The 20,104-nt window shown below is 67.9% G+C and carries 22 protein-coding genes and 3 tRNA genes; 17 read left to right on the forward strand and 8 right to left on the reverse strand.

Translation table 11 applies throughout. From position 1 onward, the window contains the following. Nucleotides 1-12: 12 nt before the first annotated feature. The 4 genes from hrcA to RT282_RS04830 all read left to right on the forward strand — a co-directional run bounded on the left by hrcA (nucleotide 13) and on the right by RT282_RS04830 (nucleotide 2,882). Nucleotides 13-1,017, forward strand: coding sequence for a heat-inducible transcriptional repressor HrcA (gene hrcA / locus RT282_RS04815; RefSeq protein WP_312758025.1), 1,005 nt, complete (start codon nucleotides 13-15; stop codon nucleotides 1,015-1,017). 37 nt (nucleotides 1,018-1,054) lie between these two features. Beyond that, nucleotides 1,055-1,131 (forward strand) — tRNA-Ile (locus RT282_RS04820). Between the two features lie 122 nt (nucleotides 1,132-1,253). After that, nucleotides 1,254-2,432: an SPOR domain-containing protein gene (locus RT282_RS04825; protein WP_313312138.1), complete on the forward strand. Its 1,179-nt coding sequence runs from the start codon at nucleotides 1,254-1,256 to the stop codon at nucleotides 2,430-2,432. A 96-nt stretch (nucleotides 2,433-2,528) separates the two neighbouring features. After that, nucleotides 2,529-2,882 (forward strand): I78 family peptidase inhibitor, encoded by a 354-nt coding sequence (locus RT282_RS04830; protein ID WP_409519451.1) that lies wholly within the window; start codon nucleotides 2,529-2,531, stop codon nucleotides 2,880-2,882. Between the two features lie 26 nt (nucleotides 2,883-2,908). On the opposite strand, the gene hemW is transcribed toward RT282_RS04830, so the two are convergent. The 5 genes from hemW to RT282_RS04855 form a co-directional block, all read right to left on the reverse strand. Then, nucleotides 2,909-4,144: a radical SAM family heme chaperone HemW gene (hemW, locus tag RT282_RS04835; protein WP_313312140.1), complete on the reverse strand. Its 1,236-nt coding sequence runs from the start codon at nucleotides 4,142-4,144 to the stop codon at nucleotides 2,909-2,911. A 102-nt stretch (nucleotides 4,145-4,246) separates the two neighbouring features. Further along, a complete protein-coding gene (gene rdgB / locus RT282_RS04840; protein ID WP_312303711.1) occupies nucleotides 4,247-4,846 on the reverse strand; it encodes an RdgB/HAM1 family non-canonical purine NTP pyrophosphatase in 600 nt (199 codons plus the stop codon). Between the two features lie 55 nt (nucleotides 4,847-4,901). Further along, nucleotides 4,902-5,630, reverse strand: coding sequence for a ribonuclease PH (gene rph / locus RT282_RS04845; RefSeq protein WP_313312142.1), 729 nt, complete (start codon nucleotides 5,628-5,630; stop codon nucleotides 4,902-4,904). 52 nt (nucleotides 5,631-5,682) lie between these two features. Then, nucleotides 5,683-6,597 carry a serine/threonine-protein phosphatase gene (locus RT282_RS04850; protein ID WP_312303716.1) on the reverse strand — a complete coding sequence of 305 codons (915 nt, stop codon included), beginning with the start codon at nucleotides 6,595-6,597 and terminating at the stop codon, nucleotides 5,683-5,685. Next, a complete protein-coding gene (locus RT282_RS04855) occupies nucleotides 6,594-7,610 on the reverse strand; it encodes a serine/threonine-protein kinase (RefSeq protein WP_312303719.1) in 1,017 nt (338 codons plus the stop codon). Before RT282_RS04855 ends, RT282_RS04850 begins: the two co-directional genes overlap by 4 nt. Nucleotides 7,611-7,709: 99 nt before the next feature. Between RT282_RS04855 and RT282_RS04860 the strand changes: the two genes are divergently transcribed. The 4 genes from RT282_RS04860 to RT282_RS04875 all read left to right on the forward strand — a co-directional run bounded on the left by RT282_RS04860 (nucleotide 7,710) and on the right by RT282_RS04875 (nucleotide 11,872). Continuing rightward, a complete protein-coding gene (locus RT282_RS04860) occupies nucleotides 7,710-8,603 on the forward strand; it encodes a YicC/YloC family endoribonuclease (protein WP_313312633.1) in 894 nt (297 codons plus the stop codon). 36 nt (nucleotides 8,604-8,639) lie between these two features. After that, entirely contained in the window at nucleotides 8,640-9,260 is a 621-nt protein-coding gene (gene gmk / locus RT282_RS04865) for a guanylate kinase (protein WP_312303725.1), read from the forward strand. A 24-nt stretch (nucleotides 9,261-9,284) separates the two neighbouring features. Then, nucleotides 9,285-9,488: a DNA-directed RNA polymerase subunit omega gene (rpoZ, locus tag RT282_RS04870; RefSeq protein ID WP_312303727.1), complete on the forward strand. Its 204-nt coding sequence runs from the start codon at nucleotides 9,285-9,287 to the stop codon at nucleotides 9,486-9,488. 125 nt (nucleotides 9,489-9,613) lie between these two features. Beyond that, nucleotides 9,614-11,872 (forward strand): bifunctional (p)ppGpp synthetase/guanosine-3',5'-bis(diphosphate) 3'-pyrophosphohydrolase, encoded by a 2,259-nt coding sequence (locus tag RT282_RS04875; RefSeq protein WP_313312145.1) that lies wholly within the window; start codon nucleotides 9,614-9,616, stop codon nucleotides 11,870-11,872. Nucleotides 11,873-11,891: 19 nt separating this feature from the next. On the opposite strand, the gene greB is transcribed toward RT282_RS04875, so the two are convergent. From greB to RT282_RS04890, 3 genes are all read right to left on the reverse strand, one after another. Next, nucleotides 11,892-12,467 carry a transcription elongation factor GreB gene (gene greB, locus RT282_RS04880; RefSeq protein ID WP_313312147.1) on the reverse strand — a complete coding sequence of 192 codons (576 nt, stop codon included), beginning with the start codon at nucleotides 12,465-12,467 and terminating at the stop codon, nucleotides 11,892-11,894. A gap of 74 nt (nucleotides 12,468-12,541) precedes the next feature. Continuing rightward, nucleotides 12,542-12,618, reverse strand: a tRNA-Arg gene (locus RT282_RS04885). A 151-nt stretch (nucleotides 12,619-12,769) separates the two neighbouring features. Then, the gene (locus RT282_RS04890) at nucleotides 12,770-13,012 is read right to left on the reverse strand and encodes a hypothetical protein (protein WP_312303736.1); all 243 of its coding nucleotides are present in this window, start codon (nucleotides 13,010-13,012) and stop codon (nucleotides 12,770-12,772) included. Nucleotides 13,013-13,268: 256 nt separating this feature from the next. On the opposite strand from RT282_RS04890, the gene rpsO reads away from it, so the two are divergent. From rpsO to RT282_RS04935, 9 genes are all read left to right on the forward strand, one after another. Beyond that, nucleotides 13,269-13,535, forward strand: a complete 267-nt coding sequence (rpsO, locus tag RT282_RS04895) for a 30S ribosomal protein S15 (protein WP_019373299.1) — start codon at nucleotides 13,269-13,271, stop codon at nucleotides 13,533-13,535. Between the two features lie 227 nt (nucleotides 13,536-13,762). Then, complete coding sequence (gene pnp / locus RT282_RS04900; protein ID WP_313312148.1) at nucleotides 13,763-16,033, forward strand: polyribonucleotide nucleotidyltransferase; 2,271 nt, start codon at nucleotides 13,763-13,765, stop codon at nucleotides 16,031-16,033. Nucleotides 16,034-16,120: 87 nt separating this feature from the next. Next, nucleotides 16,121-17,113 carry an NAD(P)H-quinone oxidoreductase gene (locus tag RT282_RS04905; RefSeq protein ID WP_409519459.1) on the forward strand — a complete coding sequence of 331 codons (993 nt, stop codon included), beginning with the start codon at nucleotides 16,121-16,123 and terminating at the stop codon, nucleotides 17,111-17,113. After that, nucleotides 17,113-17,877 (forward strand): triose-phosphate isomerase, encoded by a 765-nt coding sequence (gene tpiA, locus RT282_RS04910; RefSeq protein WP_312303754.1) that lies wholly within the window; start codon nucleotides 17,113-17,115, stop codon nucleotides 17,875-17,877. Before RT282_RS04905 ends, tpiA begins: the two co-directional genes overlap by 1 nt. Nucleotides 17,878-17,906: 29 nt before the next feature. Then, nucleotides 17,907-18,299 (forward strand): preprotein translocase subunit SecG, encoded by a 393-nt coding sequence (gene secG / locus RT282_RS04915; protein WP_312303756.1) that lies wholly within the window; start codon nucleotides 17,907-17,909, stop codon nucleotides 18,297-18,299. Nucleotides 18,300-18,432: 133 nt separating this feature from the next. Further along, nucleotides 18,433-18,517, forward strand: a tRNA-Leu gene (locus tag RT282_RS04920). Nucleotides 18,518-18,593: 76 nt separating this feature from the next. Further along, entirely contained in the window at nucleotides 18,594-18,953 is a 360-nt protein-coding gene (locus RT282_RS04925) for an NADH-quinone oxidoreductase subunit A (protein WP_106847110.1), read from the forward strand. A 31-nt stretch (nucleotides 18,954-18,984) separates the two neighbouring features. Continuing rightward, on the forward strand, nucleotides 18,985-19,464 hold the full coding sequence (locus RT282_RS04930) for a NuoB/complex I 20 kDa subunit family protein (RefSeq protein ID WP_106847109.1): 480 nt from the start codon (nucleotides 18,985-18,987) through the stop codon (nucleotides 19,462-19,464). A 10-nt stretch (nucleotides 19,465-19,474) separates the two neighbouring features. Beyond that, a complete protein-coding gene (locus tag RT282_RS04935; protein ID WP_313312154.1) occupies nucleotides 19,475-20,095 on the forward strand; it encodes an NADH-quinone oxidoreductase subunit C in 621 nt (206 codons plus the stop codon). The last annotated feature ends 9 nt before the right edge of the window (nucleotides 20,096-20,104 follow it).

The raw sequence follows: 20,104 nt of genomic DNA on the forward strand, positions 1-20,104 counted from the left end.
TAAAATGACGTGATGCTGGATGACCGTGCCAAGGTGCTGCTCAAGGCGCTGGTAGAGCGCTACATCTCCGAAGGCCAGCCCGTCGGTTCGCGCACGCTGTCGCGCGCTTCGGGGCTGGACCTGTCGCCGGCCACCATCCGCAACGTGATGGCCGACCTGGAGGAGCTGGGCCTGATCGTCAGCCCCCACACCTCTGCCGGGCGCATTCCCACCGCCAAGGGCTACCGCCTGTTCGTGGACACCATGCTCACGGTGCAAAAGGGCGAGCTGCCGGCGCTGCAGCTGATGCCCGAGCAGCCGCAGAAGGTGATCGCCAACGCTGCGCACCTGCTGTCCAACCTGTCGCAGTTCGTCGGCGTGGTCATGGCGCCGCGGCGCGCGTCGGTGTTTCGCCACATCGAATTCTTGCGCCTGTCCGAGCGGCGCCTGCTGGTCATCATCGTCTCGCCCGACGGGGACGTGCAAAACCGCGTCATCTTCACCGAGGTGGACTACACCCAGTCGCAGCTGGTGGAGGCCGCCAACTTCCTGAACTCCAACTACGCCGGCCTGGCCATGGAGCAGGTGCGCGAGCGCCTGAAGGGCGAGGTCGAGCAGCTGCGCGGCGAGATCGCCGACCTGATGCAGGCAGCGGTGAGCGCCGGTACCGAGGCCATGAGCGAGTCGCGCGAAGAGGTGGTGATCTCCGGCGAGCGCAATTTGCTGTCGGTGAGCGACTTCTCCAGCGACATGGGCCACCTGCGCCGCGCCTTCGACCTGTTCGAGCAAAAGACCCAGATCCTGCGCCTGCTGGACATCTCCAGCCGCGCCGAGGGCGTGCGCATCTTCATCGGCGGTGAAAGCCAGGTGGTGCCGTTCGAGGAGCTGTCGGTGGTCAGCGCGCCCTACGAGGTGGACGGCCAGGTGGTGGGCACGCTGGGCGTGATCGGCCCCACGCGCATGGCCTACGACCGCATGATCCAGATCGTGGACATCACCTCCAAGCTGGTCTCCAACGCCCTGAGCCACCGCAAGTGAGCCCCTTACAATAGCGCCCGCCGTGAACGGCGCCTCCGGGGCGTTAGCTCAGTTGGTCAGAGCAGGGGACTCATAATCCCTTGGTCGCTGGTTCGAGCCCAGCACGCCCTACCAAGCCGGACAGAAAGAGCCCGCCATCGAACCACAGATGGCGGGCTTTTGCTTTTTTCTGCCGCCAATCCGGCCTCCTTGCTAACCCTATTTACCCGGATGGGGTGCATGCCAGAATGCCGCGCATGCACGCCAGCACAGCCCAGGCCGCCTACGCGACGCACTCCGGCGGCGCGCCGGGGAGCATGGCGGCGCCGACCAGCATGACGGTGGCGCTGTACCGGGCGGCGCTGGGGCCGGTGGGCTCCGCGGAGCACTACCTCGCCGCCTTCGCGCGCATGGATGCCACCGAGCGTGTGCTGCCCGGCTGGAACAGCGCCGCAGCTTTCTGCACGCTGGGCTGGATGGTCTTCCGGCGGCTGTGGGGCGCGCTGCTGGCCTATCTGGCCGGGCTGCTGGTGCTGGCCCTGCTGCTGGGCGCCCTGGCGGCGGGCGGGCGGGCGCTGCCGGCGCCGGTGCTGGCGGGGCTGATGCTGGCTTTGGCGCTGCTGGCCTTTGCCGTGCCTGGGTTGTACGGCGACGCGCTGGTGCACCGGCAGGTACAGCGGAACATTGCCGCCGCCGTCGAGGCTGCGCCGACCATGTTGGAGGCCATGGGCCTGCTGGAGCGGCGCGCGGCCAGCCGGGCGCGCCTGGCCGCCGTGGCGACTGGCGGCGCGGCCCTGGCACTGCTGGCGACGGCGGTTGCCACGCTCTACCTGCTGGGACCGCAGCGCGAGCAGGCGCTGCGCCAAACATCGACCCCGCCGCCCGTAGCCTTGCCGAAGGCCGAACCGCGAGCCGCGCCTTCAGCCGCTGTCGATGCGCCGGCTGCGGAGAAACCGGTGGCTGAAGAGGCGGCTGCCGCAGAGCCGGCGCTTGCCGCCGCACCTCTAGAGGGCGCACCGCAGGCCGATGCACTGGCAACCATGGCTCCCGCGACCGCCGTTGAACCGGTTGCAGCACCCACAACGGCCGAGCAGCCGACCCAAGCAACCGCGAACAAGCCCGCTCCCGAGCCGGTCCCACCGGCGATCAAAAAGCCGGCCAAAGAACCGGTAAAACAGTCGGCCCAGCCGGCCCGCCGCCTCTACATCAACGTCGGCCTGTTCGCCGAGCCTGCCAATGCCCAGCGCACGCATGCGCGGCTCCTGCGCGCCGGCCTGCCGTCCGCCGTACGCCAGGTGACAGCGGCCGATGGGCGGCAGCTGCAGCGCGTGCGCGTGGGACCGTTTGCCTCGTCCGCCGATGCCAACGCAGCGGTTGCACGGGTGCGGGCGCTGGGCCTGGACGCGGTGGCCGCGGCCGAAAAACCGGTCGAATAGCCCACTGCGCCTGCCTGTTACCTGTGGTGACCCCCGGCCTGCGGGCCGCGCGCTAAGGTCCTGGCCTTTTTACGCTCGAACAAGGAGAAGCAAGCGATGCCTGTGCAGTGGATGAACAAGGTGGTGGCGGGTGCGGCGCTGGCGGTGCTGGCAGGGTGCTCGTCGATCGGCCTGCCCGGCGGCGGCACCGGTGCGCCGGCCACGCCCGCGCCCGCGCCGATCGGCGCCAGCACGGCGCCCGTGGGCAGCACGTGCGATGCGCAAGGCGCGCAGTGGGCGGTGGGCCGCAGCAGCACGGCCAAGGTGGTGGAGGAGGCACGGGTACGCGCCGGCGCGCGCATGGCCCGCGTCCTGGGCCCCGGCCAGGCGACGACTATGGAGTTCAACGGCGAGCGGCTGAATCTTCAGGTGGACGGCGCCGGCAAGGTGATGGCCGCGCGCTGCGGCTGAAAGGCCCCCGCGGCGCTGCGGGCGATTCAGTCCGGCAGGAACAGCGCCTGCAGATCCGACAGGAAATCAAACCCCCGCTCGGTGGGCCAGGCGCGGTCCCTGTCGCGCCCGATCAGGCCCTGCTGCTCGGCCTGCTGCAGCCCTTGGGCGATGGCCGTCAGGGGCAGGCCGGTGCGGGTGGTGAAGTCCGCCAGCGCAAAGCCCTCGCGCAGGCGCAGCGCGCCCAGCATGTACTCGAACGGCAGGTCGGCGCGGCGCACGTCTTCGTCCTGCGCGATGGCGTTGCCGGCCAGGGCCTGGGCCATGTAGCGCTGCGGATCGCGAAAACGCACCTGGCGCACCACGCGGTGGGCAAAGCTGAGCTTGCTGTGCGCGCCCGCGCCAATGCCCAGGTAGTCACCAAACTGCCAGTAGTTGCGGTTGTGCAGGCACTGGTGGCCCTCGCGCGCATAGGCCGAGACCTCGTAGCGCTGCATCTGCGCTGCGCCGGTCAGCTCGGTGATGCGGTCCAGCATGGCCCAGGCGTCGTCGTCTTCGGGCAGGCCGGGGGGCGGGTGCTTGGCGAAGAAGGTGTTGGGCTCGATGGTCAGGTGGTAGATGGACAGGTGCGGCGGAGCGTGCGCCAGCGCGGTGTGCACGTCCTCCTCCAGCTGCGCCAGCGTCTGGCCAGGCAGGGCGTACATCAGGTCCAGGTTGAAGGTCTCGAACGCCTCGGCCGCCTCCTGCACGGCGGCCAGGGCCTGGGCGCGGTCGTGCACGCGGCCCAGGGCGGCCAGGTGAGCGTCGTTGAAGCTCTGCACGCCGATGGACAGGCGCGTGACGCCGGCGCCGCGGTAGGCGCGAAAACGCTCGCGCTCGAAGGTGCCGGGGTTGGCCTCCAGCGTGATCTCGCAGCCCGGCTCCAGCCGCAGCCGCGCGCGGATGGCGGCCAGCAGCCGGTCGATGGCCTCGGGCGCGAACAGGCTGGGCGTGCCGCCGCCGATGAAGATGCTGTGCACGGTGCGGCCCCAGATCAGCGGCAGGGCGGCCTCCAGGTCGGCGATCAGGGCGTCGATGTAGCGCTGCTCGGGTAGGCCGTCCGTGCCGGCGCGGGCCTCGTGCGAGTTGAAGTCGCAGTACGGGCACTTGCGCAGGCACCAGGGGATGTGCACGTACAGCGACAGCGGGGGCAGGCTGGTCAGCTGCAGCAGGCCCGGGCGCATGTAGTGCAGCACGTCGCGCCGCGGGGCGGGCTCGGCTGCCGGGGTGATGGGGATGGTCATGCGGCGCTCATAAAACCATAGCTGCTGGCGCTTGATTGGCAATGTTTTGAGGCATAAATCTCATTCAAAACCTTGCTGCACAAGCGGTAGCAGCTCATATTTTCATAGCCAGCGCTCGCGCATCAGCGCCAGCATTAGCTGGGCGGCGCGGCCGCGGTGGCTGCGGGCGTTCTTCTCGTCGGCGGGCAGCTCCGCGAAGGTCTTGCCCAGCTCGGGCAGCACCATGACCGGGTCGAAGCCGAAGCCACCGCTGCCGCGCGGCGCGCGTGCGATCTCGCCGGCCACGCGGCCCACGGCGATCAGCGGCTCCGGGTCGCCCGGGCTGCGCACGGCCACCAGGGTGCTGACCATGGCGGCGCGCCGGTCGTCGATGCCCTGCATCTGCTCGAGCAGAGCGCGCACGTTGTTGGCGTCGCCCTTGTCATAGCCGAACTGGGTGGCGTAGTAGGCCGTCTGCACGCCCGGCTGGCCGCCGAAGGCGTGCACGCACAGGCCGGCGTCGTCGGCCAGCGCCGGCAGGCCGGTGTGGGCAGCAGCGAAGCGGGCCTTGGCCAGGGCGTTTTCCACAAAGGTGTCGAACGGCTCCTCCGCTTCGCCCACGCCGAGCTCGCCCTGGGCGATCAGCTGCACGCCCAGCGGGGCGAACATGTCCTGCAGCTCGGCCAGCTTGCCGCGGTTGTTGGAGGCGAGAACCAGTTGCATGGGAATATGAGTAAAAAATGCCTGCAGCGCTTGCCAGTCAAGCGCTGGCAGCTATTTAAATGATAGCGAGCGCCTGGCGCTGCAGGGTGATCAGGTCGGCGATGCCGGCTTCGGCCAGGGACAGCAGCGCGTCCAGCTCGGTGCGCGAGAAGGCCGCGCCCTCGGCCGTGCCCTGCACCTCCACGTAGTGGCCGGCGCTGGTCATCACCACGTTCATGTCGGTGTCGCAGGCCACGTCCTCGGTGTATTCCAGGTCCAGCAGCGGCGTGCCCTGCACCATGCCGACGGACACGGCGGCGACCGCGCCGGTCAGGGGCGATGCGGCGATCTTGCCCGAGGCCAGCAGCGTGGCCACGGCGTCGTGCGCCGCCACCCAGGCGCCGGTGATGGCGGCCGTGCGCGTGCCGCCGTCGGCCTGCAGCACGTCGCAGTCCAGGTGGATGGTGCGCTCGCCGAGGGCGGCGAGGTCGAACACGGCGCGCAGGCTGCGCCCGATCAGGCGCTGGATCTCCTGCGTGCGCCCGGTCTGCTTGCCGCGCGCGGCCTCGCGGTCGCTGCGCGTGTGGGTGGCGCGCGGCAGCATGCCGTATTCGGCCGTGACCCAGCCGGCGCCGGTGCCGCGGCGGTGCGGGGGCACGCGCTCCTCGACGGAAGCCGTGCACAGCACGCGCGTCTGGCCGAACTCGATGAGCACCGAACCTTCGGCATGCATGGTGTAGCCGCGCGTGATGCGCACCGGGCGCAGCTGGTCTGCGGCCCGCGCGCCGCTGCGTTCGAACGTCATGGGTTTCTCCTTCTTCGGCGGCCCGGGGCGGCGCGTGCCCGGCCGGTGCCTCTTACAGCTTCTTTTCCGCGGAGCGGCGGATGGCTTCGTTGATCTCGGCGATGGAGCGCTCGATGGCCTCATCGTCCAGTTCGTCATCCAGGTCGTCGTCCAGGCCGTCCAGCGGCTCGCACTGGATGGTGGAGGCGAACACGTCCTCCTGGATGTCCTCGGTGGACACGCCCTGGGTGGTCTCGAAGGCGTCGGGCGTCTCCCACTCCATGGCCACCACGGTGACGTTGTCGCTGGAGTTGCCGGCCTTGCGCAAAGCGTCCTCCACCAGGTCGGGCACGGCCTGGGCGACGGCCTGGCGCGCCATCTGGCGCGCGATGGTGGCGTCGTCCAGCGTGCCCCACAGGCCGTCGGAGCACAGCAGGATGCGGTCGCCGTGCTCCAGCAGGAGTGGCGAGGAGACGTCGAACAGAGGCTTGGTGGGCGAGCCCAGGCAGGTGAACAGCACGTTGCGGTTGATGCGCTCCAGCCCGGCGATGGCGGCGTTGCGCAGCTCCTGGTAGGAGTGGTCACGCGTGCGCATCAGCACCTCGCCATCGCGCACCAGGTACAGGCGCGAGTCGCCGCAGTGGATCCACTGCGCGCGCCCGTCCTGCACCACCGCGGCCACCAGCGTGGTGCGCGGCGTGTCGACCATGCCGTGGCGGCTGCCGTGGCGCAGGATCTGGTGGTGCGCGGCCAGCAGGGACGCGGTGAGAAAGTCCGGCACGCTCTTGAGCGCCGGCCGCGCCTGGCGCTGGAACATGGCCGAGACGGTCTGGATGGCGATCTGCGCCGCCAGTTCGCCCTGCGGATGCCCGCCCATGCCGTCGGCCAGCACGAACAGGCCGGCTTCGCGCGTGTAGCAGTAGCCCATGCGGTCTTCATTCTTCTCGCGCCCGCCGCGGCGGCTGATCTGGAAGACGGAGAACTTCATTTGGGCCGCGCGCCAAGTCCGGTGGCTTCGCCCACCTTCTGCACGTTTTTCTTGGTGTCGGACACGAGGGTGTCGAGCTGCATGCGCATCTTTTCGCCAACCGACAGGCGGGTGTAGCGGCGCTCGCCCTCGCGCGAGAGCTCCTTTTGCAGCGCGAAGACCGACTGCGGGCGCGACATGGGGTCCAGCGCCATGCACCACTCCACCACCTCGATCAGGTTGTCGGAGTACACGCCGCGCAGCTTGTTCAGCGCCAGCGCCAGGCGGTCCTTGTCCTGGCGCTGCGGCGCCTCGTTGGGCGGAAAGCCCTGCATGCAGGCGTAGATGCAGGCACCGATGGCGTAGATGTCCGTCCACGGGCCCATCTGCGAGTCGCGCCGGTACATCTCGGGCGCGGCGAAGCCGGGCGTGTACATGGGGCGGATGAAGTTGCCTTCCTTGGACAGCACCTCGCGCGCGGCGCCGAAGTCGATCAGCACCGAACGGTTGTCGTCGGTGATGAAGATGTTGGCCGGCTTGATGTCCAGGTGCAGCATCTTGTGCTGGTGCACCACGCGCAGGCCGCGCAGCACCTCGTCGAACAGCGAGCGGATGGTGGACTCGCGGAACACCTTCTGCGCCTTCAGGTCGCGCGCGGTGATGATGAAGTCCTGCAGGGTGCCGCCCTCCAGGTAGTTCATCACCATGTAGACGGTTTCGTTCTCGCGGAAGAAGTTGAGCACGCTCACCACCGAGGCGTGCGAGATCTGCGCCAGCGAGCGGCCTTCTTCAAAGAAACTCTTGAGGCCCAGGCGGTACAGCGAGAGCTTTTCCGGCGGCACCTTGGGCAGCAGCTCGCCCGGCTCGCGCGTGGCCAGGGAGGCGGGGATGTATTCCTTCAGGGCCACCTGTTGGCCTTCAGGGTCGAGCGCGAGGTACACCACACCGAAGCCGCCGGAGGCCAGGCGGCGCACCACGCGGTAGCCGCCCAGGACGGTGCCAGGAGGCAAGGGAGCCGGCTTGGTTTTTGACATGGGCAGGAGCGAGGAGAACGCGGGCGCTGGCCGGAGGCCGGATAATCGCGGGTTTGCAGGCAACGAATCCACCTGAGAGATCCCATGGCAGTTTACAGCATGACCGGTTACGCCAGCGCGCAGCTGCAGGCCCCTGGAGCCGGGGGGGAAGGCGCTGGCGCGGGGCGCCGCCTGGGCCTTGAAATCCGCTCGGTCAACAGCCGTTTTCTGGACCTGACGTTTCGCCTGTCCGAAGAGCTGCGCTCCCAGGAGCCGGCGCTGCGTGCCCTGCTGACGGCGCGCCTCAAGCGCGGCAAGGTAGAGGTGCGTGCGTTTGTCGAAGGCGGCGAGGGCGCCGGACTGGCCGAGCCGCCGGCGCCGCTGCTGGCCCGTCTGGCCCAGGTGCAGGCCGCCGTGCAGGCCCAGTTGCCGGGCGCACGTCCGCTGTCGGTGGCCGATGCCCTGCGCCTGAGCGCCGGCGCCGCCGCACCGCAGCAGGACCTGGGCCCGGCGCTGCTGGAGCTGGCGCGCGGCGCGCTGGACGAGTTGACGGCCGCCCGCGAGCGCGAGGGCGCCCGCCTGGTGGCCATGCTGCGCGATCGCCTGGCCCAGCTGGCCGAGCTGGCCCGCCAGGCCGGCCCGCTGGTGCCTCGCCTGGTGGAGCACCAGCGCCAGCGCTTCATGGAGCGCTGGAAGGAGGCCATGCAACTGGCCGAAGGCGCGGCCGTGCCCGAGGCCGCTCAGGAGCGCGCCCTGACCGAGGCCACGGCGTTCGCCATCCGCATCGACGTGGCCGAGGAGCTGACCCGGCTGGCCGCGCATCTGGATGAAATCACGCGGCTGCTGGACAAGGGCGGCGAGGTCGGCAAGCGGCTGGACTTCCTGATCCAGGAGTTGCACCGCGAGGCCAACACGCTGGGCTCCAAGTCGGCCACCATGGAGCTGACGCGCATCGGCGTGGACATGAAGGTGCTGATCGAGCAAATGCGCGAGCAGGTGCAGAACGTCGAGTAATAATCCTGTTTTGATAGCGCCCACCGCATGTCTCGTATGGACTATCCCGGAAATCTCTTCGTCGTCTCAGCCCCCAGCGGGGCGGGGAAATCCAGCCTTGTAAAGGCGCTGATGGAGGTGGACTCGCACGTTCAGCCCTCGGTGTCGCACACAACGCGGGCGCCGCGCGGGCAGGAAAAGCACGGGCGCGAGTATTTCTTCGCCTCCGAGCAGGAGTTCGACGCCATGGTGGCCGCCAACGGTTTCGTCGAGTGGGCCAACGTGCACGGCCGACGCTACGGCACCTCGCGCCGGGCCATCGAGGAGCGCGTGGCCCAGGGCGCGGACGTGGTGCTGGAGATCGACTACCAGGGCGCGCTGCAGATCAAGCAGGCTTTCGTGAATGCCGTGCTGGTATTCATCCTGCCGCCGAGCTGGGAAGAACTGCGCTCGCGCCTGGAGCGGCGCGGCGAGGATTCGTCCGAGGTGATCGAGATGCGCCTGAAGAATGCGGCCCAGGAAATGGCCCAGGCCGGAAAATTCGACTTCGTTATAATCAATGAAGTTTTCGAGCGGGCGCTTTTCGACCTGAAAACCATCGTCCATGCCCAGCGGCTGAAGTACATCGCCCAGCGCCGCGCCCGGGCCGACACCTTCGCCTCGCTCGACATTCCCTGACACCCCGATCCCCTGGAGAAGACCATGGCCCGCATTACCGTGGAAGACTGCCTCGAGCAGGTCCCCAACCGTTTCCAGCTGGTGCTCGCCGCCACCTACCGCGCCCGCATGCTGAGCCAGGGCCACACGCCCAAGATCGACAGCCGCAACAAGCCGGCCGTCACCGCCCTGCGCGAGATCGCGGCTGGCAAGGTGGGGCTGGAAATGCTGAAGAAGGTGCCGGGCTAAGCCGCCGGGGCTGCCTGATCCCAGCGCATAAGCACCGCCCAGGCGGTGCTTTTTTGTTGGTGCGTCATGGACATGGCGCGTGTTGCCGCGCAGGCATCGGGATGCGGCGCTATAGTTGCAAGGCTATGGCTTCCTCCCAGAACGCGGTATTGACTGACAGGACTGCGGCGCCCGATGTGGCAGCGCGGCCAGCGGCAGCCAACGCCGCTGCTGCCAGCTTTGCCGCCTTGCTGGAAAAGCTGGACTATCTGGACGATGCCCAGATCGAGCAGGTGCGCCAGGCCTACCGCTATGCGGACCAAGCCCACCTGGGCCAGCTGCGCAGCAGCGGCGAACCCTATATCACCCATCCCATCGCGGTCGCCGCGCTGTGCGCCAGCTGGAAGCTCGACGCCCAGGCTCTGATGGCGGCACTGCTGCACGATGCGATGGAGGACTGTGGCATCACCAAGGCCGATCTGGTCGAGCGCTTTGGCTCTCCCGTGGCCGAGCTGGTGGATGGCCTGACCAAGCTGGACAAGCTGCAGTTCAACACCCGCGAGGAAAACCAGGCCGAGTCCTTTCGCAAGATGCTGCTGGCCATGGCGCGCGACGTGCGCGTCATCCTCATCAAGCTGGCCGACCGTACGCACAACATGCGCACCCTGTCGGACATGCCGCGCTCCAAGTGGGGCCGCATCTCCTCCGAGACGCTGGAGGTCTACGCGCCCATCGCCCACCGCCTGGGGCTGAATCAGACCTACCGCGAGCTGCAGGACCTGTCTTTCCGTCACCTGCACCCCTGGCGCTATGCCACGCTGGCCAAGGCCGTCACCCGCAGCCGCAACCGCAGCCGCGACAGCGTGCAGAAGATGCAGGCCGAGGTGGAAGCCGCCTTTGTGCGCGCCGGCATGTCGGTACGCCTGGCGGGGCGCGACAAGACTCTGTTCGCCATCTACCAGAAGATGAGCGACCAGCACCTGAGCTTTGCCCAGGTCATCGACCTGCACGGCTTTCGCGTGGTGGTGCGCTCCATTACGGATTGCTACACCGCGCTGGGCGTGTTGCACCAAGCCTACAAGCCGGTGCCGGGCAAGTTCAAGGATCACATCGCCATTGCCAAGCTCAATGGCTACCAGTCGCTGCACACCACGCTGGTCGGCCCGGCGGGCCTGAACGTGGAGTTCCAGATCCGCACCGAGGAGATGCACATCGTCGCGGAGGCGGGTATCGCCGCGCACTGGCTGTACAAGGCCCAGGAGGCGGCCGGCACGACCGAGCGCCTGGGCACGCAATGGCTGCAGTCGCTGCTGGACATCCAGAACGAGACGCGCGACGCCGCCGAGTTTTGGGACCACGTGAAGGTCGACCTGTTCCCAGACGCGGTCTACGTCTTCACGCCCAAGAGCCAGATCCTGGCGCTGCCGCGCGGCGCCACCGTGGTGGATTTTGCCTATGCCATCCACAGCGACGTGGGCGACCGCACCGTGGGTGCGCGCATCAACAATGAGCAGGTCCCGCTGCGCACCGAGCTGAAGAACGGGGACGTGGTGGAAGTCACTACCGTGCAAGGTGCGCGGCCCAACCCGGCCTGGTTGGGCTTTGTACGCACCGCCCGGGCGCGCTCCAAGATCCGCCACTATCTCAAGACGCTGGCGCAGAGCGAATCCGCCGGGCTGGGCGAGAAGCTGCTCACCCAGGCGCTGCGCGCCGAGGGTATCGAGCAACTGCCCGATGCGCAGAACCATGCCGCCTTGTGGGATCGGCTGCTGCGCTTCACGGGCAGCCGGTCCCAGGCCGAGCTGCTGACCGACATCGGCCTGGGCCGACGGGTGGCCGGCATCGTGGCCAAGCGGCTGGTGGGGCTGCTGGCCGAAAGCGGCCTGCGCCCGGACGCCGTGCTGCTCAGCCGTGAACGCTACGCCGCGCACGAGAACGTCTCCCAGGGCGGCATCATGCTGGACGGCAGCGAAAGTGCCTCCATCCAGTACGCGACCTGCTGCCGTCCCGTGCCGGGTGATCCCATCGTCGGCTATTTGGGGCGGGGCGAAGGCCTGGTGGTGCACCACGCCCGCTGCGGCGTGGCCCAGCGGCTGCAGCGCAAAGACGCCGAGCGCTTCATCGCGGTGGACTGGGCCGACGAGCCGACGCGTCTTTTCGAGGCCGGCATCACTGTGACGGTGAACAACGGCAAGGGGGTGCTGGCGCGCGTTGCCTCCGAATTGTCCAGCTCGGAGGCGGACATCGTGCGCATGGACATGGATGACGCCATGGCGACCACCGAGCTGCGCTTCGTGGTGGCCGTGCGCGACCTGACCCATGTCGAGGCGACGCTGCGCAACCTGCGCCGCACGCCTTCGGTGCTGCGCGCCTGGCGCGTGCTGCCCCAGCCCGCCGCCGATTGACGGGCAGGCAGGGCTGCCGTCAGCGGCCGCCTTGCTCGGGCGCGGGGTAGCTCACCTGCAGCACCTGCAGCGTGCGCTGGCCGGCCGGCGTCATCAAGGTGACCTCATCGCCCTCGCGGGACTTGAGCAGCGCCCGGGCCACCGGGGAGATCCAGCTGATCTGCTGCGATGCGTTGTCGGCCTCGTCGACGCCCATGATGGTCACCGTGCGTTCTTCGTCCTCGTCGTCCACATAGGTGACGGTGGCGCCGAAGAAGACCTGATCGCTGCCGGCATGCACGGATGGGTCCACCACCTCTGCGATCTCCAGTCGCTTGGTCAGGAAACGGATGCGGCGGTCGATCTCGCGCAGGCGTTTCTTGCCATACAGGTAGTCGCCATTTTCCGAACGGTCGCCGTTGCTGGCGGCCCAGTGCACGATGTCCACGACCTTGGGCCGCTCCTCGTCGATCAGCTGCAGCAGCTCGCCGCGCAGGCGCGCGTAGCCCTGGGGAGTGATGTAGTTTTTGCCGCCTGCCGGAATGGGTGAGGCAGGGGCCGCGCCGTCGTCGTCATCTTCGGGGGCGTCGGCTTCGCGGGTAAAGGCTTTGCTCATGCCGCAATGGTGCCGCGTTTCGTGCGGCACATACGAAAAAGCCCTGAGTCCTTTCAGACTCAGGGCTTACCGTTTGGTGCGGCTGGCAGGAATCGAACCCACGACCCCTTGGTTCGTAGCCAAGTACTCTATCCAGCTGAGCTACAGCCGCGAAGCTTTGAATTGTAGCACGAAATTTTCGGGCTCTTTTCAAAAATTGTCGTTTTGCTGTTCCGGCTGGTTGCCAGACCGGATTGCGCTGCGACAACGGGGCGAATTCTAGCCCAGGTTTTGAACAGTTCCGGGCACCCGGGCCGCTTTTTTCAACGGCGCGTGTAGCCCAGGCAGGCGCCGGCGTTGGGCAGGCCCTTGCATTCGCGGTACAGGCGGCGGTCGCGCTCGGCGGCGGTTTCCTGCGAATTGTTCTGCTGCGGCTTGACCTTCACGGCCTTGGATTTCTTCGGGGGCGCACCGGATGCCGGTGCTGCTTGCGCCATGCCGGCAGTGGCCAGGGCGAGCAGGGCGCATAACAGCGCGCGGTGCAGCGGAAGCGGGGCAAAGTGCATGGCGTGGACGTGGTTTCTGGCGGGCTGCGATCATGGATGGCCCGTCGCCGGCCGGCCATCCGTGGGGCTGCGGGTACCGGAAAAAGAACGCAGGCGATATAATCGACAGGTTTTGCATAGTGCAAGACGCACGCCGGCGGCCTTTCCAGTTGCCGGCGCAAGTCACAACCAGGCATCGGACACAGGCCTTTGCGTGGCGCGCGAACTCTCAGCTTCCGCCGCCCGCCTGCCGCCCGGCCTACATCAGGAAAAATTCATGATCGCATCCTCCGTCAAGGCCGAAGTCGTCAAGGCCAACCAGCGCGCCGCCAACGATACCGGCAGCCCCGAAGTGCAGGTGGCCCTGCTCACGGCCCGCATCAACGAGCTGACGCCCCACTTCAAGCAGCACGCCAAGGACCACCACGGCCGCCGTGGCCTGCTGCGCATGGTGAGCCGCCGCCGCAAGCTGCTGGACTACCTCAAGGCCAAGGACGCCGAGCGCTACACGGCGCTGATCGCCAAGCTGGGCCTGCGCAAGTAAGCGCCATGCCCGAGAGCAACGCCTGAGTTGGATGGTCTGACTCAGGCGTTTTTACTTCAAGTTTCCCGTTTGGAGATCCGTCGGCAGAGCGAAGCTGTGTCATTCCACGTGCGCGTTGGCTCATTTTTTGATAGCTGCCAGCGCTTGCCTGGAATGGCATCGCGGTCTGTTTGACCTCCAAAGCATTGCTGCTCAAGCGTGAGCAGCTATTTTTTCAGGAGCAAACCATGACGATGTTCAACAAGGTCACCAAGACGTTCCAGTGGGGCCAGCACACGGTCACTCTGGAGACGGGCGAGATCGCCCGCCAGGCCGGCGGCGCCGTGCTGGTCAATGTCGACGACACCGTGGTGCTGGCCACCGTGGCCGCGTCCAAGACGGCCAAGCCGGGCCAGGACTTCTTCCCGCTGACGGTGGACTACATCGAGAAGACCTACGCCGCCGGCAAGATCCCCGGCAGCTTCTTCAAGCGCGAGGCCAAGCCCTCCGAGCTGGAGACGCTGACCAGCCGCCTGATCGACCGCCCGATCCGCCCGCTGTTCCCCGAGGGCTTCTACAACGACGTGCACGTGGTCATCCACACCATCTCGCTGAACCCCGAGGTGGACGCCGACATCGCCGCCATGCTGGGCGTGAGCGCCGCGCTGTCGGTCTCGGGCATCCCGTTCAACGGCCCCATCGGCGCCGCGCGCGTGGGCTACATCAACGGTGAATACGTGCTCAACCCCGGCCAGACCGAGCGCAAGAACTCGCAGCTGGACCTGGTCGTGGCCGGCACCGAGGCCGCCGTGCTGATGGTCGAGTCCGAAGCCGAGCAGCTGCCCGAGGACGTGATGCTGGGCGCCGTGGTCTTCGGCCACGAGCAGGGCCGCATCGCCATCGAGGCCATCCACGAGCTGGTGCGCGAGGCCGGCAAGCCCACCTGGGACTGGCAGCCCGCCGCCAAGGACGAGGCCTTCATCGCCAAGGTTACGCAGCTGGCCGAGGACAAGCTGCGCGCCGCCTACCAGATCCGCAGTAAGCAGGCCCGCACCCAGGCGCTGCGCGAGGCCTCCGCCGCCGTGCTGCAAAGCCTCAAGGACGAGGGCGCGGCGTTCGACGCCACGGCCGTGGAGGCGCTGCTGTTCGACATCGAGGCGCGCATCGTGCGCAGCCAGATCCTGGCCGGCGAGCCGCGCATCGACGGGCGCGACACGCGTACCGTGCGTCCCATCGAGATCCGCAGCTCGCTGCTGCCGCGCACGCACGGCTCGGCCCTGTTCACGCGTGGCGAGACGCAGGCCCTGGTGGTGACTACGCTGGGCACCGAGCGCGACGCGCAGCGCATCGACGCGCTGGCCGGCGAGTTCGAGGACCGTTTCCTGTTCCACTACAACATGCCTCCCTTTGCCACCGGTGAAGTGGGCCGCATGGGCTCCACCAAGCGCCGCGAGATCGGCCATGGCCGCCTGGCCAAGCGCGCGCTGATCGCCGCGCTGCCCTCCAAGGACGAGTTCCCCTACACCATCCGCGTGGTGTCCGAGATCACCGAATCCAACGGCTCGTCCTCCATGGCCTCGGTCTGCGGCGGCTGCCTGTCGCTGATGGACGCCGGTGTGCCCATGAAGGCGCACGTGGCCGGCATCGCCATGGGTCTGATCAAGGACGGCAACCGCTTTGCCGTGCTGACCGACATCCTGGGCGACGAGGACCACCTGGGCGACATGGACTTCAAGGTGGCCGGCACCACGGCCGGCATCACCGCGCTGCAGATGGACATCAAGATCCAGGGCATCACCCGCGAGATCATGGAAGTCGCCCTGGCCCAGGCCAAGGAAGCGCGCATGCACATCCTGGGCAAGATGCAGGAAGCCATGGGCGAGGCGCGCACGGAGATCTCCAGCTTCGCGCCCAAGCTCTACACCATGAAGATCAACCCCGAGAAGATCCGCGACGTGATCGGCAAGGGCGGCGCCACCATCCGCGCGCTGACCGACGAGACCGGCTGCCAGATCAACATCGAGGAAGACGGCACCATCACCATCGCCTCTAACGACTCCGCCAAGGCCGACGAGGCCAAGCGCCGCATCGAGGAGATCACGGCCGAGGTCGAGGTGGGCAAGATCTACGAAGGCCCGGTCACCAAGATCCTGGACTTCGGCGCCCTGATCAACCTGCTGCCCGGCAAGGACGGCCTGCTGCACATCAGCCAGATCGCCCACGAGCGCGTGGAAAACGTGAACGACTACCTCAAGGAAGGCCAGGTCGTGCGCGTGAAGGTGCTGGAGACGGACGAGAAGGGCCGCGTCAAGCTGTCCCTGAAGGCCCTGACCGAGCGTCCCGCCGGCATGGAGCGCCCGGAGCGTGGTGACCGCGGCGATCGTGGTGAGCGCAGCGAACGCCGTGAAGGCGGCCGCGGCGAGCGCCGCGACGGCAACGGCCATGGCCAGCAGCACAACGGCCAGAGCGGCCATGGCGGCAACGCCGGCGGCGAGGCACCGGGCTCCACAGAGCTCTGATTGCTATTGAAAAAGTAGCTGCCAGCGCTTGTCCTACAAGCGCTGGCGCCTGTTTTAATGCCAATTTTTGCGATGAACGAAACCACCATGCAGGCCGTGGAAATCACGGCCTTTGGCGCGCCTGAAGGACTGCGCCTGGCGCAGCGTCCGCGCCCGCAGGCCGGCAGCGGCGAGTTGCTGATCCGCGTGGCCGCCAGCGGTGTGAACCGCCCCGACGTGCTGCAGCGCAAGGGCCACTATGCGCCCCCGCCCGGCGTATCCGATCTGCCAGGCCTGGAGGTCGCGGGCGTGGTCGAGTCCGGCGACGAGGCCGCCATGGAGCGTGCGGGCATCCGCGTGGGCGACCGCGTCTGCGCCCTGGTGGCGGGCGGCGGCTACGCGCAGTGGTGCGTGGCGCCCGTCGGGCAGTGCCTGCCGGTGCCGGCCGGACTGTCCGACGTCGAGGCCGCCTCGCTGCCCGAAACCTTTTTCACCGTCTGGAGCAACGTCTTCGACCGCGCCCGCTTGCAGTCGGGCGAGGTGCTGCTGGTGCAGGGTGGCTCCAGCGGCATCGGCGTCACGGCCATCCAGCTTGCGCGCGCCCGCGGCGCCACGGTGATCGTCACCGCCGGCTCCGACGACAAGTGCGCCGCCTGCCTGGGGCTGGGCGCGCACCACGCCATCAACTACCGCACGCACGACTTCGCCGCCGAGGTGCTGCGCATCACCGAAGGCCGCGGCGTCGACGTGGTGCTGGACATGGTGGCGGGCGACTACGTGGCGCGCGAACTCAGCTGCCTGGCCGAGGACGGGCGCATCGTCATCATCGCCGTGCAGGGCGGCGTCCAGGCGCAGATCGACGCCGGCGCGGTGCTGCGCAAGCGCCTCACCGTCACCGGCTCCACGCTGCGCCCGCGCCCGGTGGCCTTCAAGGCCGCCATCGCGCAGGCCCTGCGCGAGCAGGTCTGGCCGCTGCTGGCGGCGGGCACCATCCGCCCGGTGATCCACAGCACCTTTGCCGCCGCCGACGCGGCGCAGGCCCACACGCTGATGGAATCCAACCAGCACGTGGGCAAGATCGTCCTGACCTGGAGCGCGTGATGGCCAGAACCAAACTCATCGCCGGCAACTGGAAGATGAACGGCAGCCTGGCCGCCAACGAGGCCCTGCTGGGCGCGCTGCGCGCCGGACTGGAAGGCCAGCAGGGCGCTTGCACCGTAGCCGTGGCCGTGCCCGCGCCCTACCTGGCGCAGGTGCAGTCGCTGGTGGCGGGCTCCGCCATCCAGTTGGCCGCGCAGGACGTGTCGCAGCACGACGGCGGCGCCTATACGGGCGAGGCCTCGGCCACCATGCTGCGCGAGTTCGGCACGCGCTACGTGCTGGTCGGACACTCCGAGCGGCGCCAGTACCACGGCGAGAGCGATGCCGCCGTTGCGGCCAAGGCGCAGAAGGCACTGGCTGCCGGCATCACGCCCATCGTCTGCGTGGGCGAGACGCTGGCCGAGCGCGAGGCCGGCCAGACCATGGACGTGGTGCGCCGCCAGCTGGCCGCCGTGGTCCATACGAACGGTCATTGCATCAGCGAGATCGTCGTCGCCTACGAGCCCGTCTGGGCCATAGGCACCGGCCGCACGGCCACGCCCCAGCAGGCGCAGGAGGTGCACGCCGTGCTGCGCGCCCAGCTGGCCGCCGCCACCGGGCAGGCCGATCGCGTGCCGCTGCTGTACGGCGGCAGCATGAACGCGGCCAACGCCGCCGAACTGCTGGCCCAGGCCGACATCGACGGCGGGCTGGTGGGCGGGGCCTCGCTCAAGGCCCAGGATTTCTTGCAAATTATTGCTGCAGCCCGCGCCACGCAAGCGTGAGTAGCTATCAAATCAGGAGTTAAACGCGTATGAATGCCTTTGTGAACATCATCCTGGCGGTGCAGATACTGACCGCCCTGGCCATGATCGGTTTGATCCTCATCCAGCATGGCAAGGGTGCCGACATGGGTGCGGCTTTTGGCAGCGGCGGCTCGGGCAGCCTGTTCGGCGCCAGCGGCAGCGCCAACTTCCTGTCGCGCACCACGGCCGTGCTGGCCACCGTGTTCTTCGTGGCCACCCTGGCCCTGGCCTACCTGGGCAACCAGCGCACGCCCAGCGTGGGCAGCGTGCTGGAAGGCCCGGCGGCCGCGGTGCCGGCCAGCAGCGCCCCGGCGCCCGCCGCCGAGCCGGCCGCATCGGCCGAGGTGCCCGCACCCGCTGCCGAGCCGGCCTCCGGCGCGGCGCAGATCCCGACCAAGTAAGGCTGGGCAGGGCGGCGCAAATAATCCGCCGCCCGATCTGTCACAGGGTTTTTCCGGGTTAGAATCGCTGTCTGTCTGGAAAGCCGTGCCGGCCATCGGTCCGTGCTTTGAGGATGCGCAAAACAACAAGACAGCCGTCGTGGTGGAATTGGTAGACACGCTATCTTGAGGGGGTAGTGGCGAAAGCTGTGCGAGTTCGAGTCTCGCCGACGGCACCAATCACATAAGGCCGCCTTATCCGGGTCGCATGGCGATACGGGCAGGGCGGCTTTTCAACGGTGAGCAGGTCTCCACATGAATCTCGATCAGTACCTCCCAGTCCTCCTGTTCATTCTGGTGGGGGCTGCCATTGGGGTTGTACCCCTGCTGCTGGGCTACGTACTGGGCCCGAACCGGCCCGATCCGGCCAAGAACTCCCCTTACGAATGCGGCTTCGAGGCCTTCGAGGACGCGCGCATGAAGTTCGACGTGCGCTACTACCTCGTGGCCATCCTGTTCATCCTGTTCGATCTGGAGATCGCCTTCCTGTTTCCCTGGGCGGTGAGCCTGCAGCAGGTGGGAATGACCGGCTTCGTTGCCGTGCTGATCTTCCTGGCCATCCTGGTCGTGGGTTTCGCCTACGAGTGGAAAAAGGGTGCGCTGAACTGGGAATGAGCGCCGCAGAGCCGCTAGAAGGAATGACACGATGATTGAAGGTGTGATGAAGGAAGGCTTCATCACCACGAGCTACGACTCGGTGGTGAATTGGGCCAAGACCGGGTCGCTGTGGCCCATGACCTTTGGCCTCGCCTGCTGCGCCGTCGAGATGATGCACGCGGCGGCCGCGCGCTACGACCTGGGTCGCTTCGGCGCCGAGGTGTTCCGTGCCAGCCCGCGCCAGTCCGACCTGATGATCGTGGCCGGCACGCTGTGCAACAAGATGGCCCCGGCCCTGCGCAAGGTCTACGACCAGATGGCCGAGCCGCGCTGGGTCATCTCCATGGGTTCGTGCGCCAACGGCGGCGGCTACTACCACTACAGCTACTCGGTAGTGCGCGGCTGCGACCGCATCGTGCCGGTGGACGTCTACGTGCCGGGCTGCCCGCCCACGGCCGAGGCGCTGATCTACGGGATCATCCAGCTGCAGCAGAAGATCCGCCGCACCAACACCATTGCGCGTGCGTGAAAGGCATTCGATGATAGATATCGCTTCCGCCACCGCCGTTGCGCCCGAAGCCCTGCGCGACGCTGTCGCCTCTGCCCTGGGCGCCAAGGCACGTGCCATCACCCTGGCGCTGGACGAGCTGACGGTGGTGGTTTCCGCCGCCGACTATCTTGGTGCCATGCAGATTCTGCGCGACGCGCCCGGCTGCCGCTTCGAGCAGCTCATCGACCTGTGCGGCGTGGATTACTCCACCTACCGAGACGTTGGCGTCGAGGGCGCGCGCTACGCGGTGGTGGTGCACCTGCTGTCGGTGTCGCTGAACCAGCGCGTGCGCGTCAAGGTCTTCTGCCCGGACGATGACTTTCCCGTCGTGCCGTCGGTCAACGACCTGTGGAACTCGGCCAACTGGTTTGAGCGCGAGGCCTTCGACCTGTTCGGCATCGTCTTCGACGGCCACGCCGACCTGCGCCGCATCCTGACCGACTATGGCTTCATCGGCCACCCCTTCCGCAAGGACTTCCCGCTGTCGGGCCACGTCGAGATGCGCTACGACCCCGAATTGCGCCGCGTGGTCTACGAGCCGGTGACCATCGAGCCGCGCGAAGTCACGCCCCGCATCATCCGCGAGGAAAACTACGGAGGCCTGCACTGAAGCGCTGCC

The sequence above is a fragment of the Pulveribacter sp. genome, from assembly GCF_032079985.1.
In the GTDB taxonomy this organism is placed as follows: Bacteria; Pseudomonadota; Gammaproteobacteria; order Burkholderiales; family Burkholderiaceae_C; genus Melaminivora.

What these genes read in the sequence shown, in the direction of transcription:
- hrcA (WP_312758025.1), top strand. Translation starts at nt 13, where the DNA reads ATGCTGGATGACCGTGCCAAGGTGCTGCTCAAGGCGCTGGTAGAGCGC.
- RT282_RS04825 (WP_313312138.1), top strand. Translation starts at nt 1,254, where the DNA reads ATGCACGCCAGCACAGCCCAGGCCGCCTACGCGACGCACTCCGGCGGC.
- RT282_RS04830 (WP_409519451.1), top strand. Translation starts at nt 2,529, where the DNA reads ATGCCTGTGCAGTGGATGAACAAGGTGGTGGCGGGTGCGGCGCTGGCG.
- hemW (WP_313312140.1), bottom strand. Translation starts at nt 4,144, where the DNA reads ATGACCATCCCCATCACCCCGGCAGCCGAGCCCGCCCCGCGGCGCGAC.
- rdgB (WP_312303711.1), bottom strand. Translation starts at nt 4,846, where the DNA reads ATGCAACTGGTTCTCGCCTCCAACAACCGCGGCAAGCTGGCCGAGCTG.
- rph (WP_313312142.1), bottom strand. Translation starts at nt 5,630, where the DNA reads ATGACGTTCGAACGCAGCGGCGCGCGGGCCGCAGACCAGCTGCGCCCG.
- RT282_RS04850 (WP_312303716.1), bottom strand. Translation starts at nt 6,597, where the DNA reads ATGAAGTTCTCCGTCTTCCAGATCAGCCGCCGCGGCGGGCGCGAGAAG.
- RT282_RS04855 (WP_312303719.1), bottom strand. Translation starts at nt 7,610, where the DNA reads ATGTCAAAAACCAAGCCGGCTCCCTTGCCTCCTGGCACCGTCCTGGGC.
- RT282_RS04860 (WP_313312633.1), top strand. Translation starts at nt 7,710, where the DNA reads ATGACCGGTTACGCCAGCGCGCAGCTGCAGGCCCCTGGAGCCGGGGGG.
- gmk (WP_312303725.1), top strand. Translation starts at nt 8,640, where the DNA reads ATGGACTATCCCGGAAATCTCTTCGTCGTCTCAGCCCCCAGCGGGGCG.
- rpoZ (WP_312303727.1), top strand. Translation starts at nt 9,285, where the DNA reads ATGGCCCGCATTACCGTGGAAGACTGCCTCGAGCAGGTCCCCAACCGT.
- RT282_RS04875 (WP_313312145.1), top strand. Translation starts at nt 9,614, where the DNA reads ATGGCTTCCTCCCAGAACGCGGTATTGACTGACAGGACTGCGGCGCCC.
- greB (WP_313312147.1), bottom strand. Translation starts at nt 12,467, where the DNA reads ATGAGCAAAGCCTTTACCCGCGAAGCCGACGCCCCCGAAGATGACGAC.
- RT282_RS04890 (WP_312303736.1), bottom strand. Translation starts at nt 13,012, where the DNA reads ATGCACTTTGCCCCGCTTCCGCTGCACCGCGCGCTGTTATGCGCCCTG.
- rpsO (WP_019373299.1), top strand. Translation starts at nt 13,269, where the DNA reads ATGATCGCATCCTCCGTCAAGGCCGAAGTCGTCAAGGCCAACCAGCGC.
- pnp (WP_313312148.1), top strand. Translation starts at nt 13,763, where the DNA reads ATGACGATGTTCAACAAGGTCACCAAGACGTTCCAGTGGGGCCAGCAC.
- RT282_RS04905 (WP_409519459.1), top strand. Translation starts at nt 16,121, where the DNA reads ATGCAGGCCGTGGAAATCACGGCCTTTGGCGCGCCTGAAGGACTGCGC.
- tpiA (WP_312303754.1), top strand. Translation starts at nt 17,113, where the DNA reads ATGGCCAGAACCAAACTCATCGCCGGCAACTGGAAGATGAACGGCAGC.
- secG (WP_312303756.1), top strand. Translation starts at nt 17,907, where the DNA reads ATGAATGCCTTTGTGAACATCATCCTGGCGGTGCAGATACTGACCGCC.
- RT282_RS04925 (WP_106847110.1), top strand. Translation starts at nt 18,594, where the DNA reads ATGAATCTCGATCAGTACCTCCCAGTCCTCCTGTTCATTCTGGTGGGG.
- RT282_RS04930 (WP_106847109.1), top strand. Translation starts at nt 18,985, where the DNA reads ATGATTGAAGGTGTGATGAAGGAAGGCTTCATCACCACGAGCTACGAC.
- RT282_RS04935 (WP_313312154.1), top strand. Translation starts at nt 19,475, where the DNA reads ATGATAGATATCGCTTCCGCCACCGCCGTTGCGCCCGAAGCCCTGCGC.